The sequence below is a fragment of the Chitinophaga niastensis genome, from assembly GCF_003014755.1.
Lineage (GTDB): Bacteria > Bacteroidota > Bacteroidia > Chitinophagales > Chitinophagaceae > Chitinophaga > Chitinophaga niastensis.
The window spans coordinates 621,658-639,441 of the sequence record NZ_PYAW01000002.1 but is presented as its reverse complement, the minus strand read 5'-3'; the positions used below and the strand labels follow the sequence as shown (position 1 = coordinate 639,441).

The window sequence follows — 17,784 nt, the reverse complement described above, 5'->3', positions numbered from 1 at the left end:
GGCGGTTGCTTAAAATCTGCATAGCTTTGCGAATTCTATTTTAAACTACCTGCTTACATCATGAATCTTTTTGATATTCAACAAAATGAATTCGTGCACCGTCACATTGGGCCGAATGAAGGAGAAACCAACCAGATGCTCGAAACCATCGGTGCCTCCAACCTGGACGAGCTGATTAGCAAAACCGTTCCGGGCGCTATCCGCATGCAACAGCCACTGGCTATTCCAGCAGCGATCAGCGAAAGTGATTATCTCCGTCATCTGAAGGAAATTTCGCTGAAAAACAAAGTATTACGTAACTACATTGGTCAGGGTTATTTCGATACCATCACACCCAGTGTTATTTTACGTAATGTGTTTGAAAACCCAGGATGGTATACCCAGTACACTCCTTACCAGGCTGAGATTTCTCAGGGGCGTCTGGAAAGTTTACTGAACTACCAGACCATGGTATGTGACCTGACAGGCTTGCCTATTGCCAATGCTTCCCTGCTGGATGAAGCTACTGCGGCAGCAGAAGCCATGACAATGTTCTTCAATGCGTTGAACAAAGACCATGACCATGTAACCAGGCCTAAGTTTTTTGTTGACAATCATGTATATCCTCAAACGCTGGATGTAATTTATACCCGTGCTACTCCTTTGGATATTGAAGTAGTAGTGGGCGATTACAAAACCGCTCAATTTGATGCAGCTTACTTTGGTGCACTGATCCAGTATCCTAATAACCTGGGTGCTGCGGTTGATTATCGTGCATTTATCGACAACGTGCACGCTGTGGGTGCATTTGTAGGTGTGGCAACAGACCTGCTGGCACTGACCCTGCTAACTTCACCAGGTGAACTGGGCGCTGATGCAGCCTTTGGTTCTGCACAACGTTTTGGTGTTCCTTTGGGCTTTGGTGGTCCGCACGCGGCATTCTTTGCTGTGAAAGACGACTTCAAACGCTCTATCCCCGGCCGTATCATTGGTGTGAGCATCGATGCTCAGGGCGGACGCGCACTGCGCATGGCACTGCAAACCCGTGAACAGCATATCAAACGCGAAAAAGCAACTTCCAATATTTGTACTGCACAGGCATTGCTGGCTAACATGGCCGCTATGTATGCTGTATATCATGGTCCACAGGGACTGAAAGATATTGCTACCCGCATTTCTTTGCTGGCTAAAACATTAGCTGAAAAGCTAAAGGCAAAAGGTCTGAAACTGTCTGCTGACAGCTTCTTCGACACCATTGTTGTAGAAGGTGTTGATGTAAAAGCAACCGCAGAAGCAGCTGGTATCAACTTCCGTTATTTTGCAAATGGTAATGTTGGTATCTCTCTCGATGAAACTGCTACCATTGCTGATGTAAATGATATACTGCAGGTGTTTGGTGCAGGTAAAACAGACGTTGCTGCAGTTAGCAACGGTACTACCGGTATTGCAGCTCCACTTCAACGTACTTCTGCCTACCTGTTGCACCCTGTGTTTAACAGTTACCATAGTGAATCTTTAATGATGCGCTATCTGAAAATGCTGGAAAACAAAGATCTTTCTTTGAATACTTCCATGATCTCCCTCGGTTCCTGCACCATGAAACTGAATGCAGCTACTGAGATGATTCCTTTAAGCTGGGCACACTGGAGCAAGATGCATCCTTTTGCACCAAAAGACCAGGTAGGCGGCTACTTACAGATAGCTGACGAACTGGGAGAATACCTCAGCAAAATCACTGGTTTTGACGCATGCAGTTTGCAGCCTAACAGTGGTGCGCAAGGCGAATATGCCGGCTTACTGGTGATCCGCGCGTTCCATAAAAGCAGAAGTGAAGGCCACCGCAATGTAATGCTGATCCCGATCAGTGCACACGGTACCAATCCTGCATCAGCAGTAATGGCGGGCTTTAAGGTAGTAGTAGTAAAAGCACTGGAAAACGGATATATTGATGTTGCAGATCTGAAAGCTAAAGCAGCAGCGCATAGCAAAGACCTCGCCGGTATCATGATCACTTATCCATCTACCTACGGTGTTTATGAAGAGAGTGTGAAAGAAATTTGTGCTACTATCCACGAACATGGTGGACAGGTGTATATGGATGGTGCCAACATGAACGCACAGGTAGGCTTAACGGCTCCTGGCTTGATTGGTGCTGATGTATGTCACCTGAACCTGCATAAAACCTTTGCTATTCCTCATGGTGGTGGTGGACCTGGCATGGGGCCGATTTGTGTACGTCAACACCTGGCTCCTTTCCTGCCTGGTCACGTAACACTGAATGACGGCAAGCCATCAAACGCTGTATCTGCAGCACCATTTGGTTCTGCCAGCATTCTGCTGATTTCTTATGCTTACATCCGCATGCTCGGTTCCAATGGGGTGAAACAAGCATCTGAATATGCTATCCTGAATGCCAACTACATGAAGGCAAGACTGGAAAAATCATATGATATTCTTTATACTGGTGTGAATGGTACCTGCGCGCATGAGTTCATCGTAGATCTGCGTCCGTTTAAAGCAGCAGCCGGTATTGAAGCCGAAGATATTGCAAAACGCCTGATAGATTATGGTTTCCACGCTCCTACCATGAGTTTCCCGGTACCAGGCACTATCATGATTGAGCCTACTGAAAGTGAGGATAAAGGTGAACTGGATCGTTTCTGCGATGCATTACTCGCTATCCGTGAAGAGATCCGTGCTGTAGAAGAAGGCAAGGTGGATAAACAAAACAACGTACTGAAAAATGCACCGCATACACAGTTTGTGATCACTGCTGATGATTGGAACCGTCCTTACGGCCGTCAACAGGCAGCTTTCCCGCTGGAATATGTAAAAGCAAATAAATTCTGGCCTTCTGTGAGCCGCGTAAACAACACGCATGGCGACAGAAATCTGATCTGCACCTGCGAACCAATGAGTGCATATGAAGAAGAAGGTGTTAGCGCTTAGCTTTTAGCGTTTAGTATTTAGCTTTTAGTAAAAATGCAGCGAGGATAGAAGTAGATTATTAATTATAATCGATTCTATCCTCGCTGCATTTTTACTAAAAGCTAAATACTAAGCGCTAAAAGCTATTTTAACATTGGTTCCAGCACTTCTATACGCCCATCTATAGGCTGCGTAATATCCAGGCCCAGTATTTTTGATACTAACGGATACACATGTACGTTTTCGAAAGTAGCCATGCGGGTATGCGGTTTAAAGGCTGGTCCCCATGCCATGAATATAGCGTTCATGTTGGTGAGGTTGTTGTCATATCCATGATGACCGGGATGCATTTCTTTTCCGGCAGCACCAAAAGCGTAGTTAGGTTCTGCCAGGAGGATGATATCACCGATGCGGTTGTAAATATCTTCCTGTCCGTAGTGCCATCTTTCCGGTGTTTCATTTTTCAGATAAGCGGTATAATGATTTTCATGTTGTTTAAGATAATCATAAGCCGCTTTTATTTCCTGTTCATTATTGCCATAGAGCATTATTTTTTCGTTGCCCGGCATTACTTTCAGCGGTTTTAATACAGGCGTATCCGGTAGTGATAATGTTTTTTCTGTATCTGCTGCTATCATGCCATGATCAGCTACTACGATGAAGTTTACAGGGAGATTCAGTTTATTTACAGCGGCCACCATTTTACCGATGCTGGCATCTACAAACTGTACAGCGTTACGAACGCTGTCGGAATCGGGTCCGTAAGCATGTCCCATGTGATCCACTTCCGGGAAATAAAAAGTGATAAGATGCGGGCGCTGATCTTCCGGCATGTTCAGCCAGTTCACCACTTGCTGAATACGTTGGTCAATACCTGTTTTCTCCTGGTATTTAAAATAATAAGTAGGTCTTACCTGTTGAACAGCACTTTCAGAACCTACCCAGAAGTAGCTGGCGCTTATCATCTGTTGTTTCTCAGCCAGCACCCATAGCGGGATACCATTATACCAGGTACCATCTTCCACGGCATCGCGGTTACCTACTTTATATACTGCATCCCGTTTGCGATCATAGAACAGGTTATCTACCAGGCCATGGTGGGCAGGATACAATCCTGTAGCAATGGTGTAATGATTTGGAAAAGTAAGCGTGGGGAAGGCCGGTTGCATTGCGGTAGCGCGTACGCCTTCGCCGGATAATTGCAGCAGATTATTTGCCTGATATTTCTCTGCGTAATCATATCTGAATCCATCAATGGAGATCATGATTACATAAGGCTTCGATTGTTGTGTAGCACTATTTTTCCGTCCTTCTACCGTTAATTGTGCGGTGTCCTGTGCGTTGTTGGTGATGCTGATGAACAACAGGGCAACAACAAATAAAAAAATCCTTTTCACTATTGTTATTTTATGATTTACGGATAATTAATGGGGAAGAATAACAGATGATTGGGGCCGCAAATTAGAAAACTATTTCCGTTCCGGATGACATGCAAAAATTATATATTCGTTAATAAAAACATGTTGCACCATACAATATTTTGCTAAATTTTGTTGACACGAAATAAATACAACACCAAAACGTGTAATGATATTTTATCATACATCTATCCAAATCTGGTATAATTGGGTAAAATGACAATCATTCTTCAAAAATTTATATATATAATTTTAATTAATTGACTGTTTGTCTATATATTAGCTAACTGAAAAACCATCTAAACTATGTCCGACTACACCTTTATCACTACTGAGGAACATTTCCTATTACAAGAAGCGTTGAAAAAAAACAAACAGCAGTTGACCAAGTTTGCATTAATTGGAATTGGGTTGTTAATGGTGGCCGCTGTAATACCGCAAATATATCTTTATACACATAATACACTTGGAGATGCAGACGACTCACTCATGTCATTTAAGAACTTTTGGTTTTGGGTATGGCTGTTGTCTTTTGTAGTAGCATTAATATTTGCATTGATAAAAGTTACTGATATACGTTACTGGGCAATCAAAAAAGATCTGACAGCTTTACAGAAAGGCATACTGAATGCGCCTATGGAAGCAGTTTACCTGGAAAATAATGATACCCAGACAAACATCATGATATTGCTGGAGAATAAGAAAAAACGTTTATTTTATTGGATGCGCGGTGCGCTGGAAGGATATCGTGCAGGTCAGGAAGTAGAGATCACCTATGCCCGTTATTCCCGTGTGATTATCAGTATTAATAAAAAATAACCTGCTATCTGTTTAAAAAAATATTTACCTTATTTGTCATCCGCAGCTGTGCATAACAGCTGCGGATGTTTTATATATAACATACTATACTTTCAATTGCCCGTCTGCCAACCGAACCTGCAATTACTTATATTTGTTATCCACAAACGATGTAATCATGCACCTTGCTCAATTCCAGGAATACTGCCTTTCTCTCCCCGGCGTTACAGAAGAATTTCCTTTTGGAGATGAAACACTTGTATATAAAGTATCAGGGAAAATGTTTGCCCTGAGCGGCCTGGAGAACTTTGAAACAATTAACCTGAAATGTGATCCGGAAGAAGCGATTGAACTGCGCGAACGCTATGAAGGTGTTATACCCGGCTATCACATGAATAAGAAACATTGGAACACGGTAGATGTACATTCCAATATTCCCAATAAACTGTTGCTGGAGTGGATCAAAAAATCGTACGACCTGGTAGTGGCCAGTTTACCTAAAAAAGAAAGAGAAAAACTAGGCAAATAACCGTTCCCCATATACCCTTCCGCAGTACCCGGTTTTTTTATTACATTAGCCGCAATCTAAATCTAAAATATACTGTTTATGAGAAAATGGCTGCTGCTGGCCTGCGCCGCGCTGTTTATATTACCGGCTGTAACCAAAGCCGTTAATCAGGACTCCCTCTGGATGTATGAAAATTACACAAAAAAAGAAGTGTACATACCTATGCGTGATGGTGTAAAGTTGTTTACATCCATCTATCTGCCCAAAGATCAGTCAGAAAAACATCCTATTCTGATGACGCGCACACCTTATTCCTGCGCCCCTTATGGTGAAAATGTCTTTCGTCCGTTTTACCGTAATCACTATAACAAATACCTGAAAGAAGGCTACATTATGGTGACACAGGACGTAAGAGGTACCTGGATGAGTGAAGGTAAATTTGTGAATGTACGTCCTTTCAATGCCGACAAGAAAGGAAAGCAGGATATTGATGAAGCAAGTGATACCTATGATACCATTGACTGGATGGTAAAAAATATTGCCGGCAACAACGGTAATGTAGGCATATTCGGTATTTCTTATCCTGGCTTCTACTCTACTATGAGCGCTTTGAGTGGTCATCCGGCGTTAAAAGCGGTGAGCCCGCAGGCACCTGTTACCGATTGGTTTATAGGAGATGATTTCCATCACAACGGCGCCTTCTTTATTGCAGATGCCTTTTCGTTTTATACCGTTTTTGATCATCCGCATCCAAAACCTACTACTGTAGGGCCTAAAGGAATTGATTATTATACCCACGATAATTACAAATACTACCTGGAAACAGGTGCATTGCAAAACTTCTCCAAAATAATTGGCGACAGCGTTGCTTTCTGGAATGAAATGTACGCCCACCCTACCTATGACAGCTGGTGGAAAGCACGTAATGTGCGTAACTTCCTGAAAGATGTACAACCAGCTATGCTGGAAGTAGGCGGTGTGTTTGATGCAGAAGATTGTTTTGGCGCCTGGAATACCTATAAAACCATTGAAGAAAAAAGTCCGAAAACCAACAACCGCATTGTAATGGGGCCCTGGTACCATGGACAGTGGGCATCCAATGATGGCACTCACTTAGGCAATGTACGTTTTGGCAGCAATACTTCTGAATATTATGCTAACAACATTGAGATCCCTTTCTTCAATTACTACCTGAAAAGCAAAGGACAGGCACCTGATATTGCAGAAGCCACCATTTTCTTTACCGGCGAAAACAAATGGAAACAGCTGCCTAAATGGCCTCCGGCAAACATGCAGCAGGAATCTATCTATCTGCAGGAAGATGGCAAATTATCATTTACCAAACCTACTACTACCAATAGTTTCAGCGAATACGTGAGTGATCCTGCCAAACCGGTTCCTTATACAGAAGATATACACTTCAACCGTACTATCAACTACATGACCGATGATCAGCGCTTTGCTGCCCGCAGGCCAGATGTAGTGGTATTTGAAACCGAAGAACTGAATAACGACATTACTCTTGCCGGTCCGGTGGTGGCTGATATTATTGCCAGCACCAGCACTACAGATGCCGATTTCATTGTGAAAGTAATTGATGTGTTCCCGAATGATTTTAAATATGAGGAAGATGCTTCCAGCGAGCATCGCCGGGTTCCGTCGGCTACTTATCCGATGGGTGGCTACCAGATGCTGGTTCGTGGTGAAATTATGCGTGGTAAGTTCCGTAACAGCTTTGAACACCCTGAAGCATTTGTGCCTGATCAACCTGCAACTGTGAAATTCACCATGCCTGATGTGGCACATACTTTCCAGAAAGGCCACCGCATTATGATCCAGGTGCAAAGCAGCTGGTTCCCGCTGGCAGATCGTAATCCACAGCAGTTTATGGATATTTATAAAGCAACTGATAAGGATTTCAAAAAAGCAACTATCCGTATTTACCATGATGCACAGCATCCGTCAAATGTGGTGCTGCCGGTAGTGAAATAAGGGATTAGCAATTAGTGTATAGTTTTCAGGCATTCGGGAAAACATCCTGTGCGAACGCCTAAAAGCTACATACTAATCGCTAAATGCTTAACTTGCATACATCTTTAAAAACCTTATTAAAATCAACATTTCCGACAACAAAACATTTATGTACAAAAAATACTTATTCATGGGTGCGCTGGGATTCTTGTCCGTACAAGGTTTCAGTCAAACCAAACCTAAGCCTAAAGCAACGGCTGTTAAAACAGCAGTAAAAGCACCGGTGCTGAAAACACGCCTGGATTCTGTGAGCTATGGCATTGGCGTGAATATCGCTGATAACCTGAAAGCACAGGGTCTGGAAAATGTAAATACCGCTGTACTGGCCAAAGCCATACAGGACGTGCTTAAGAACAAAACCTTAACATTGTCAAAAGATCAAAGTGATATGAGCATAAGTAATTATCTGCAGCAGCTGAAAGCTGACAAGTCTGCCAAGAACCGCGAAGCAGGGGTTAAATTCCTGGCAGAAAATAAAGTAAAACCAGGTGTAGTAACACTTCCAAGTGGTTTACAGTATGAGATACTGAAAGCTGGCGAAGGCCCTAAGCCAACTATTAACGACAAAGTAAAAACACATTACCACGGTACTTTAATTGACGGCACCGTATTCGATAGCTCTGTTGACAGAGGCGAACCTATCTCCTTTCCGGTGAGTGGTGTAATTAAAGGCTGGACAGAAGCCCTGCAGTTAATGCCTGTAGGCTCCAAATGGCGTCTTTTCGTTCCATCTGAGCTTGCGTACGGCGATCGCGGTGCAGGTCCGAAAATCGGCCCTGGAAGCACCCTGGTGTTTGACGTGGAATTGCTGGCGATAGAAAAGTAACAGCCTTCGGCTGTAGAAATTGTCTTTCTCCCGATTTTGATGATTAAGATGATTTTCTGGTTTTTTTATTTTAGAGAGACGATTACATTATTTTATAAAAGCGAATGCCCAGCTGAGATTATCAGCTGGGCATTCGCTTTTATAAAACAAAAAGAATCAGAAAAATCATCTTAATCATCAAAATCGGGAGAAAGACAATTTCTACAGCCGAAGGCTGCTACTCCGCTTTCCACACGCGCGGCCTGCGCTGTTCCAGCAGTATAAAATCCGCCAGCACCATTGCTGTTACGGCCTCCAGTACAACGGGTACACGTAAAGCAATACATAGGTCGTGGCGACCTTTAACACTAAAGGTTTCTACAGCTCCGCTTTTGATATTGAGGGTCTGCTGTTCTTTTGGCGTACTGGACGTAGGCTTAACAGCGATACGAAATACCAGCGGATTGCCATTAGAAATACCTCCTACTATGCCACCAGCATGATTGGTAGCCGTTTTACCGGATTTATCAATAATAGCATCGTTATGTTCCAGTCCTTTCATTTTTGCCGCAGCAAAACCGGAACCGAATTCAATGCCTTTGATAGCAGGAATTGCAAATACTGCATGTGCCAGTGCTGATTCCAGTGAATCAAAAAACGGCTCGCCCAAACCAATGGGAAGTCCGTTCACTACACATTCTACAATACCGCCTACAGAATCTTTGGCAGCAATAGCCGCTTCCAGTCCTTCTTCAGGATTTGCATAACCACCTACTTCCGTGATGGTAGCATTTACCTGTATATCTTTTCCTAAAATCTTTTTCGCAATTACGCCGGCAGCCACCAGGTTTAAGGTAAGTCTCCCGCTGAAATGCCCGCCACCACGGTAATCTTCGAAGCCACCGAACTTTTCGGTTGCTACAAAATCAGCATGGCCGGGACGCGGAAATTCACGCAGCTTTTCATAATCCGTACTGCGGGTATTATTATTTTCAAAGAGAATAGTAATAGGTGCCCCTGTAGTACGATCATTAAATACGCCTGATTTTATGAAAGGGAGATCTTCTTCCTTACGGGGTGTAGTACCTCTGGAACCGCCTTTTCGACGCTCCAGATCCGCCAGAAAATCTTCCTGTTGCAACGGGATACCGGCAGGTATGCCGTCTATATTTACGCCAACACTGGCGCCATGTGACTCTCCGAAAACATTTACCCTGAATATTCTACCAAAACTGTTCACACGCTAATGATTTAAAGTGAAAAATAGCAATTAGCTGTTAGCCATTAGCCATTAGTATAAAAAGGGAATTATTAAAAGCTGATAGCTAAATGCTAAACGCTTTCAACAGCTACCTTGCCTCCCAATAACTGCAAATGATCGTAAAATTCCGGATATGATTTATTGATGGCTTCTGCATTTTTAATCACTACCGGACCGTCTGCTGTAAGTGCAGCTACAGCACAAGCCATCGCAATACGATGATCGTTGTGTGAATGTACCTGCGCCCCTTTGATACCGGTGCCGCCGTGCACCAGCATAATATCTCCCTGCAAATCTATTTTAATACCCATCTTACCAAACTCCTGCTGCAAAGTTATACCACGATCACTTTCTTTGTGGGCCAAACGGCTCACACCTTTTATTTTCGTAGTACCGTTGCAGTTAGCAGCCAATGCTACCAGCGGCGGAAATAAATCCGGGCAATCGGTAGCATCCATTTCAAAAGCATTGAGTGCACCTTTTTCGATATTCACCGTAAATACGCCGGACATCAGCCGGGCACCAGCTTTCTCCAATGCTTCCAGTATAGCCGTATCAGATTGTGCAGAAGAAGTATTCAGGTGATGTACTTCTGCTTTACCTGCTACAGCCGCAGCTACCAGCAAAAATGCGGCACCACTCCAATCTCCTTCCACCGTATAGTCGCAGGCGTTATATGCCTGTTTTTTTCCGAAATGAAACTGCTCAAAATTTTGTTCTTCCACCTGTACGCCAAAGTGCGCCATCAGTTGCAGAGTTAACGCAATGTATGGTTTACTTTTAAGATCTTTTACGGTGATGGTCACATTTTCAGCAGCAGCACCATAAGCCATCAACAAACCTGTCAGGAACTGGGAACTCAGGGAGCCGTCGATGGTGATATTTTTAGGCTGTAAAGGGCCTTCAATATGCAGTGGTAATTTGCCGCCCTGTGTAGCACATTTCACATCCAGCTGTGGGAGCACTTCTTCAAAGAAGTTCATAGGACGGGTAGTAAGGCTGCCATGTCCAACGATGGTGATAGGCAGGGAAGACAATGCAGCGATAGGTGTAAACATACGAATACCTAATCCTGATTCGCCACAATTGATCTCATCATAAAACGGTTGTACACCGTTGCTGGTGATCTCAAAATGATCATGTTCTCTCTTGATTTTAGCGCCCAGGTTCTCCGCCACTTCCAGTGCTGCCAGACAATCATTGCTCAGACCGGGGTTACGGATAATACTTTTCCCTTTTGCCAGCAAAGCCGCTGCCACAGCACGCTGCATAGCGCTCTTGGAAGGATTGGCCGTAACGGTGCCTTTAATGATGGCTGGTGATACAGTAACTTGCATATGTATATTTCGTCCGCCTTTAATTTGTTTAGAAAAAATTTTACAACTCCTGCAGTAACAACTTCAGTTCTGCAATAGGTATGGGCATGGTGGTAGCCTTTCCTATCTTCTCCAGCAACACAAAATGTATCGCATCTTTCTCACGTTTCTTATCCAGTTTGAAGATATCAAAGACTTCTTCTTTATCAGAAGTAAATGCTACCGGTAACTGGTAATCGCTGATCAGTTTTATCAGACGCAGGGTTTGATCCTGCGGCAATCCCATCAGCTTTTCAGAAAAACGGGTAGCGGCTATCATGCCTATTGCCACCGCTTTGCCGTGTGCAATATGTTCCAGCTTTTCTACCGCATGTCCAAGCGTATGACCAAAGTTAAGCCAGCGTCGTGGTCCGTTCTCAAACTCATCTTCCAGCACCACTTTTGTTTTTGCGTCTACTGATTTCTCCACCAGGTATTCCAGTATGGCCACATCGCGCAACAATGCTTTTTCTTTGTTGGCTTCCAGGTAGTCAAACAGCTCTGCATCCATGATACAGGCGTATTTGATGATCTCTGCAAAACCATTATGCCATTCTTCTGCCGGCATTGTAAGCGGTAAAGTATAGTCGAAGAGAATGAATTCCGGTTGACGGATAGTACCCAGCAGGTTTTTATGTTTACCGTGGCTCACACCATTCTTGCCTCCAATGGAAGCATCTACCTGCGCGAGCAACGTACTTGGCACAAAACCAAAAGGAATACCGCGCATATAAATACTGGCAGCAAACCCGGCCACATCTGTGATCATACCGCCACCAATGCCTACCAGCGTAGTTTTGCGGTCTGCCTCATGTGCTATCAGTCCGTCGATGATTTTTTCAACGGTGGCCATGTTCTTCACTTCTTCACCAGCCGGTACCACTATTTTTTTCCAGTTGTGCAGATGATGACCGTGATGCCGTTCCACATTTTCATCTATTACCAGTACGGCCCTGTTCCTGTCTACGTGATTGCCCAGTTGCAGCAGGCTTTCTCCTAAAAAATAGGTAGTTGCCTGTTGCTGGAATTGGTGCGTTTGTTTTAGCATTTAGCGGTTAGCTTTTAGCTTTTAGTAAATGCGTTCAGCGACAGCATTTAGCGTTTAGTCATATACGTTATATAATCACTAAAAGCTAAATGCTACCAGCTAACAGCTATTTATTTATCTTCATTCATCACCTTGTTCTGACGGTTGATGGATTCCAGGTGCACTGCATCGAAATATTTCAGGATGAATTCTTTGGTCAGGCCCAGTTTTTCTCCTTTTGCAATGTTGCGGTCCAGGATCTCATTCCAACGGTTTGTTTGCAGGATGGTGATGTTATTTTCTTTTTTGTAGAGACCGATTTTTTCAGCAATCTTCATACGGTTGCCAAGCAACAGCATAATTTCATCATCTACCTGGTTGATCTGCGAACGCAGTTTTTCCAGTGCAGCGTTGAAATCTTTTTTATCAGTATGTTCTCTTCTCCATACAATAGCATCCAGCAGTTCAGACAGTTTTTCCGGTGTGATCTGTTGTTTGGCATCGCTCCAGGCGTTATCCGGATCAACGTGTGTTTCCAGCATCAGGCCATCGTAATCCAGGTCAATAGCTTCCTGGGAAACTTCCTGTAAAATATCGCGGCGACCGGAAATATGGCTTGGATCACAGATCATAGGCAACTCAGGCATACGGCGTTTCAGCTCAATAGCCAGGTGCCACATGGGGGCATTGCGGTATTGGGTGTTGCCATAGCTGGAGAACCCGCGGTGTATCAAACCAACTTTGGTGACACCTGCTTTCTGAATTCTTTCTACCGCACCAATCCACAGTTCCAGATCAGGATTGATAGGATTCTTAATTAATACAGTGGTATCCACACCTTTCAGTGCATCGGCTACATCCTGTACAGAGAAAGGGTTTACTGTAGTACGGGCACCAACCCACAGAATATCCACACCAAAATGCAGTGCATCTTCAACCTGTTTGGCAGTAGCTACTTCTACGGCTAAAGGCAGACCAGTGATTTCGCGGGCTTTCTGTAACCATGCCAGACCTTTGGTACCAATACCTTCAAAGGAACCCGGGCGGGTGCGGGGTTTCCAGATACCGGCGCGTAACACGTCTACTTTACCTGTTTTTTGCAGGGCCAGTGCAGTAGCTAATACTTGTTCTTCCGTTTCTGCGCTGCAGGGGCCGGAGATGATCAACGGCTTTTTATCGGAAGACGGATCGGAGAATTTGGTTTTGGATAATATCTGTTCCATTGTCTGTACCATAGTAGTATTAAGTTAAGGAGATTATTAGAATTTAATTACTTCAGGATCTTCCTGATTTTATTCGATTTTTGAATCAATTTGTAAAAGGTATCGTAGTCTTCTTCTTCCAACAGCGATTTCATTTGCTGTAGCTGGTTGATATGTTCTTCCAGTACGTCCAGCACATTGTTGCGGTTATGCTTGAAGATAGGTACCCACATATCCGGCGAGCTCTTGGCCAGGCGCACGGTAGATTCAAAACCACCGCTGGCCAGTTCAAAGATGCGTCCTGATTCCTTTTCCTTTTTAAGCACCGTTAATGCCAGCGCAAAGGAGGTAATATGTGAGATGTGAGATACGTAAGCCGTGTGCAGATCATGCTCTTCCGCGTTCATATATACGGTGCGCATCTGCAGCTGGTCTACCATATTCTCTACTAATTCCAGCGCATCCTCATCACTGTTTTTCACATCGCATAATACCATGGTTTTATGCATGAACAGGTTACGTACAGCAGCGTCGGGGCCGGAATACTCGGTACCAGCCATCGGATGGGCTGCTACAAAGCGGCCCCGGTTAGGATGACCGGCAACGAGTTGTAATATTTTTTCTTTGGTAGAACCTACGTCCATAATCACCTGACCAGGGCGTACTTTATCCATAAGGCCGGGCAATACCTTTAGTACAGCATCCACGGGGATGGCCAATACTATTAGGTCGGCGCGTTGCATTGCCTCTTCCAGCGTTGCGCCTTCGTCGATGATGTTCAGCTCTACGGCCCGCTGCAGGTGTGCTTCGTCCTGGTCTACCCCGATGATCCGCTCTGCCACGCCTTTTTCCTTCAGCGTAATGGCCAGCGAGCCACCAATGAGACCAGTTCCTATTATTGTTGCAATCATTTTACGTTTGTTTTGATGCGGTCAATCGCTTCCTGAAAAACCTTTTCATCCTGGCAAAGGCTTACCCTTATATAGCCGTTACCGTTACTACCGAATATACCTCCGGGTGTAATGAATACACGGGCTTTTTGCAGTATTTCGTCTGTCAGCGTATAGCCGTTTTCGTTAGACACCGGAATCTTTGCCCATACGAACAAACCCACCTGGTTTTTATCGTAGGTGCAGTGCAGTATATCCAGTATCTGAAATACTTTTTCGCGACGTGCACGATAAATTTTATTCAGGTCGTCGTACCACTCTTTCCCCAGCTGCAAAGCCTTTACAGCTGCCATTTGCATGGGTTGAAACATCCCGGAATCCATATTGCTTTTAAAGCGTAATACTTCCGCTATCCACTCCGCTTTACCAACGAGCATGCCTATACGCCAGCCTGCCATATTGGAAGATTTACTGAGTGAATTCAGTTCCAGTACCACATCTTTAGCTCCTTCAAACTGCAGCAAACTTTCCGGCTGCTCATTGAGGATAAAGCTATAAGGATTATCATGGCAGATGAGGATGTTATGTTGTTTGGCAAAAGCAATCAGTTTATTGGCAAATGCCTTGTTTACTTTAGCGCCGGTAGGCATATGCGGATAATTAACCCACATCAGCTTTACGCGGCTCAGGTCTTTTTGCGCCAATGCATCCAGATCGGGCAGCCATCCATTTTCTTCCACCAGGTCGTAATCCACTACAGTAGCACCGCTCAGGTTTACCGCAGACCGATAGGTAGGATAACCGGGATTAGGAATCAATGCTTCGTCGCCGGTTTGGAGGTAGGTCATACAAATGTGCATGATACCTTCCTTGGAACCAATCAGCGGCAGTACTTCTGTGTCCGGGTTAAGGGTCACATTGTAATAGCGTTGATACCAGTCGGCCATCGCTTTGCGCAAAGCAGGAATACCTTTATATCCCTGGTAAGCGTGCGTGTTAGGTAGCGCGGCATTTTCGTGCAATGCAGCCACTACAGAAGGATGCGGCGGTAAATCAGGACTTCCGATACCGAGGTTAATCACCCTGGTACCTGTTTGATTCATCTCCTCTATTTCCCTCAGTTTTTTGGAGAAGTAGTATTCTTCTGTGCCTTGTAATCTTTTAGCAACCTGTATCTGCATAAAACTGATTAATGTGTTTTTCCTTTTTTATAAATGCCTAACACTTTGAGGTGTTCTGTGAGCGGCTCTATTTTCGCTAATGCTTTTTCAAAGTGCGCCGGATTGTCGAACTCCATATCCGCGTGGAAGTAATACGTCCACTCTTTTGCGGGAATAGGAAAGGATTGCAGCTTGGATAAGTTAATACCTGCATCTGCAATTTTGGTCAGCACTTTAGCCAGGCTACCACGGTCATGGGTAGTTTGGAAATATACCGATGCCTTGTTAGCATCTTCCGGCGTAACTACGCTGTTACGTGATACTGCCAGGAAGCGGGTATAGTTATTTTTATTCGTATGAATATTAGGAGCGATGATATCCAGCTCAAAGATCTCTGCTGCTAATTTGCCTGCGATGGCAGCCGTACTTTTCAATTTCTTTTGCCGTACGTGTTTAGCGCTGAGGGCTGTATCTTCTGTTTCTACCAGTTTGATATGCGGGTATTGTTCCAGAAAATCCATACACTGCAACAATGCCATAGGATGTGAATGTACCTCTCTGATATCCTCCATTGTCTGCCCGGGCAGTACCATCAGGTGCTGGTTGATCTGCAGGTAGATTTCCCCGGTGATATGCAGTCCTGAGTTTTTGATGAGGCTGTAATTAGGTAAAATGCTGCCGGCGATAGAGTTTTCGATGGCCATGATACCTGCATCCACATCGGGCTGTTGTTTTGCTTTCCTTACCAGTTCCGCAAAGGAGGCGCAGCATTCAACTTCTGAGTGCTTACCGAAAAATCCGCGGGCTGCTACCTGGTGAAAACATCCTTCAAACCCTTGTATGGCAATTTTCATGTGTATGTGATTGATTTTATTTATTTATAGTTGCTGTAGCAACTAGCTATTATAAACAGAAAGGGCCCCGTCATCGGGACCCTTTGCTTTGTACTTTTATACTTAAAGTATGTTATTGCAAACGAGTCCCCGGCTTCTTCGCATAAAAGAAGTAAGAGAAATAATAAAAAAAGTAATTGCTAAAGTTGAGCTGCAACATATGCTGTTTTGTTTGTTGATAGAAGTACGGTTACTTCTGAGTTTGCTGTTAGGCATAAAAAAGGCCTCCCGATTTACCGGAAGGCCTTTTTGTAGTTTTTTTTATATTTTGTTACTTACAAACGACCTCCCTATTTCTGGTACCAGAAATAATAAAAGCCAAAAAATCCAAAAGTCGTTTGTTGTTGTATCATGTTATTGTTTGTATTCCTTTTGAGTGTAGAACAAAAATACGGCACGATTTTAATTATCCAAGGCCTATTATCAAAAAATACAGATTTTTTAAAAATCGATGGCAATTATTGAATAATTTTCAAAAACGTATTTTCGTGACGGATATGCACATAAAAAAACCGTCCGGGCTTAGCCGGACGGTTATCTATAAAAACCCGAGGGTTAATTATTTAGCTTTAACAGCAGATTTAGCAGAATCAACTACAGTTTTAGCAGCAGTTTTAGCAGAATCAACTACAGCAGTAGCAGCAGTTTTAGCAGAATCAATTACAGCAGTTGCAGATTTAGCAGCTGAATCGATAGAAGCACCAGCAGCAGTTGCAGTAGAATCAGTAGCAGTTTCGGTTTTTGCACCACCGCAAGCAACTGCGAACAGACCAAAAGAAAGAGCTAAGAAACCGATTTTGATTACGTTCTTCATGTTACAATTATTTAAGTTGTTTTGAATGATTTAACCTTTATACCGGGATCACCTAAAAGGTAACCCATAATTTTAAAAATATTTTTTTTCGGTACTTTGGGTTACCAAATGCCTTATAACTGTATTAAGAGTGAAGCAAAATCAAGACATAACAAGAGACAGGGAATTATTGCTAGGACTGGCAAAAGGCGATGATAAGTCATTGGAAATCATTTATTCAGAGAATTTTCCGGTAGTATTAAGGATGATTCTTCAGCACAATGGTTCCGAAGATGATGCCAAAGATGTTTTTCAGGAGGCGATTATAGTCTTATATGAAAAGGTGCATAACAGCGATTTTACTTTAAGCAGCAGGCTCAAAACCTTCCTTTATTCGGTTTGCCGGCATCTGTGGCTTAAAAAAATGCAACGGACCTATGGTCTGTATGCCCTTTCACCGGAACTGGAAGAAATTATTCCCGCCACGGAAGCACTGGACGATCACGCAGCCAAAGATGAACAGTTCAGGATTATGGAAGGAGCGATGGGAAGCATCGGACAGCCCTGTCAGACCATTCTGGAAGATTATTATCTGCATAAAAAATCTATGCAGGAAATAGCCGAAAAGTTTGGTTATACCAACGCAGAGAACGCCAAGAACCAGAAGTATAAATGCCTGATGCGTTTGAAGAAGTTATTTTTTGATCAGTATAATACATCACTATAAGCAGTAAGC

At 43.7% G+C, this 17,784-nt stretch carries 15 protein-coding genes; 6 read left to right on the top strand and 9 right to left on the bottom strand.

Translation table 11 applies throughout. The features are described from left to right. Positions 1 to 60: 60 nt before the first annotated feature. Positions 61 to 2,928 (top strand): aminomethyl-transferring glycine dehydrogenase, encoded by a 2,868-nt coding sequence (gcvP, locus tag CLV51_RS11215; protein ID WP_106528122.1) that lies wholly within the window; start codon positions 61 to 63, stop codon positions 2,926 to 2,928. A gap of 122 nt (positions 2,929 to 3,050) precedes the next feature. Here gcvP and CLV51_RS11210 read toward each other — a convergent pair whose 3' ends face one another. Then, the gene (locus tag CLV51_RS11210) at positions 3,051 to 4,304 is read right to left on the bottom strand and encodes an alkaline phosphatase family protein (RefSeq protein ID WP_106528121.1); all 1,254 of its coding nucleotides are present in this window, start codon (positions 4,302 to 4,304) and stop codon (positions 3,051 to 3,053) included. 327 nt (positions 4,305 to 4,631) lie between these two features. Here CLV51_RS11210 and CLV51_RS11205 point away from each other — a divergent pair, with 327 nt between their 5' ends. From CLV51_RS11205 to bamJ, 4 genes are all read left to right on the top strand, one after another. Beyond that, positions 4,632 to 5,144, top strand: coding sequence for a hypothetical protein (locus tag CLV51_RS11205; RefSeq protein WP_106528120.1), 513 nt, complete (start codon positions 4,632 to 4,634; stop codon positions 5,142 to 5,144). 157 nt (positions 5,145 to 5,301) lie between these two features. Next, entirely contained in the window at positions 5,302 to 5,652 is a 351-nt protein-coding gene (locus tag CLV51_RS11200; RefSeq protein WP_106528119.1) for an MmcQ/YjbR family DNA-binding protein, read from the top strand. A gap of 78 nt (positions 5,653 to 5,730) precedes the next feature. Beyond that, positions 5,731 to 7,623 carry a CocE/NonD family hydrolase gene (locus CLV51_RS11195; protein ID WP_106528118.1) on the top strand — a complete coding sequence of 631 codons (1,893 nt, stop codon included), beginning with the start codon at positions 5,731 to 5,733 and terminating at the stop codon, positions 7,621 to 7,623. A 148-nt stretch (positions 7,624 to 7,771) separates the two neighbouring features. Further along, positions 7,772 to 8,488 carry a BamJ family beta-barrel-assembly machinery protein gene (bamJ, locus tag CLV51_RS11190; RefSeq protein WP_106528117.1) on the top strand — a complete coding sequence of 239 codons (717 nt, stop codon included), beginning with the start codon at positions 7,772 to 7,774 and terminating at the stop codon, positions 8,486 to 8,488. Positions 8,489 to 8,705: 217 nt separating this feature from the next. Here bamJ and CLV51_RS11185 read toward each other — a convergent pair whose 3' ends face one another. The 8 genes from CLV51_RS11185 to CLV51_RS11150 all read right to left on the bottom strand — a co-directional run bounded on the left by CLV51_RS11185 (position 8,706) and on the right by CLV51_RS11150 (position 17,069). Further along, positions 8,706 to 9,707: a chorismate synthase gene (locus tag CLV51_RS11185; protein WP_106528116.1), complete on the bottom strand. Its 1,002-nt coding sequence runs from the start codon at positions 9,705 to 9,707 to the stop codon at positions 8,706 to 8,708. Positions 9,708 to 9,799: 92 nt separating this feature from the next. After that, on the bottom strand, positions 9,800 to 11,065 hold the full coding sequence (aroA, locus tag CLV51_RS11180; protein ID WP_106528115.1) for a 3-phosphoshikimate 1-carboxyvinyltransferase: 1,266 nt from the start codon (positions 11,063 to 11,065) through the stop codon (positions 9,800 to 9,802). A gap of 40 nt (positions 11,066 to 11,105) precedes the next feature. Beyond that, positions 11,106 to 12,131 carry a 3-dehydroquinate synthase gene (gene aroB / locus CLV51_RS11175; RefSeq protein WP_106528114.1) on the bottom strand — a complete coding sequence of 342 codons (1,026 nt, stop codon included), beginning with the start codon at positions 12,129 to 12,131 and terminating at the stop codon, positions 11,106 to 11,108. 110 nt (positions 12,132 to 12,241) lie between these two features. Next, positions 12,242 to 13,345 (bottom strand): chorismate mutase, encoded by a 1,104-nt coding sequence (locus tag CLV51_RS11170; RefSeq protein WP_245898681.1) that lies wholly within the window; start codon positions 13,343 to 13,345, stop codon positions 12,242 to 12,244. A 35-nt stretch (positions 13,346 to 13,380) separates the two neighbouring features. Next, positions 13,381 to 14,223, bottom strand: a complete 843-nt coding sequence (locus CLV51_RS11165) for a prephenate dehydrogenase (protein ID WP_106528113.1) — start codon at positions 14,221 to 14,223, stop codon at positions 13,381 to 13,383. Continuing rightward, positions 14,220 to 15,383: a pyridoxal phosphate-dependent aminotransferase gene (locus CLV51_RS11160; protein WP_106528112.1), complete on the bottom strand. Its 1,164-nt coding sequence runs from the start codon at positions 15,381 to 15,383 to the stop codon at positions 14,220 to 14,222. Before CLV51_RS11160 ends, CLV51_RS11165 begins: the two co-directional genes overlap by 4 nt. An 8-nt stretch (positions 15,384 to 15,391) precedes the next feature. Then, positions 15,392 to 16,216, bottom strand: coding sequence for a prephenate dehydratase (locus CLV51_RS11155; protein ID WP_106528111.1), 825 nt, complete (start codon positions 16,214 to 16,216; stop codon positions 15,392 to 15,394). 598 nt (positions 16,217 to 16,814) lie between these two features. Then, positions 16,815 to 17,069 (bottom strand): hypothetical protein, encoded by a 255-nt coding sequence (locus tag CLV51_RS11150; protein ID WP_106528110.1) that lies wholly within the window; start codon positions 17,067 to 17,069, stop codon positions 16,815 to 16,817. 130 nt (positions 17,070 to 17,199) lie between these two features. Here CLV51_RS11150 and CLV51_RS11145 point away from each other — a divergent pair, with 130 nt between their 5' ends. Next, complete coding sequence (locus CLV51_RS11145; RefSeq protein WP_106528109.1) at positions 17,200 to 17,775, top strand: RNA polymerase sigma factor; 576 nt, start codon at positions 17,200 to 17,202, stop codon at positions 17,773 to 17,775. Positions 17,776 to 17,784 lie beyond the last annotated feature (9 nt).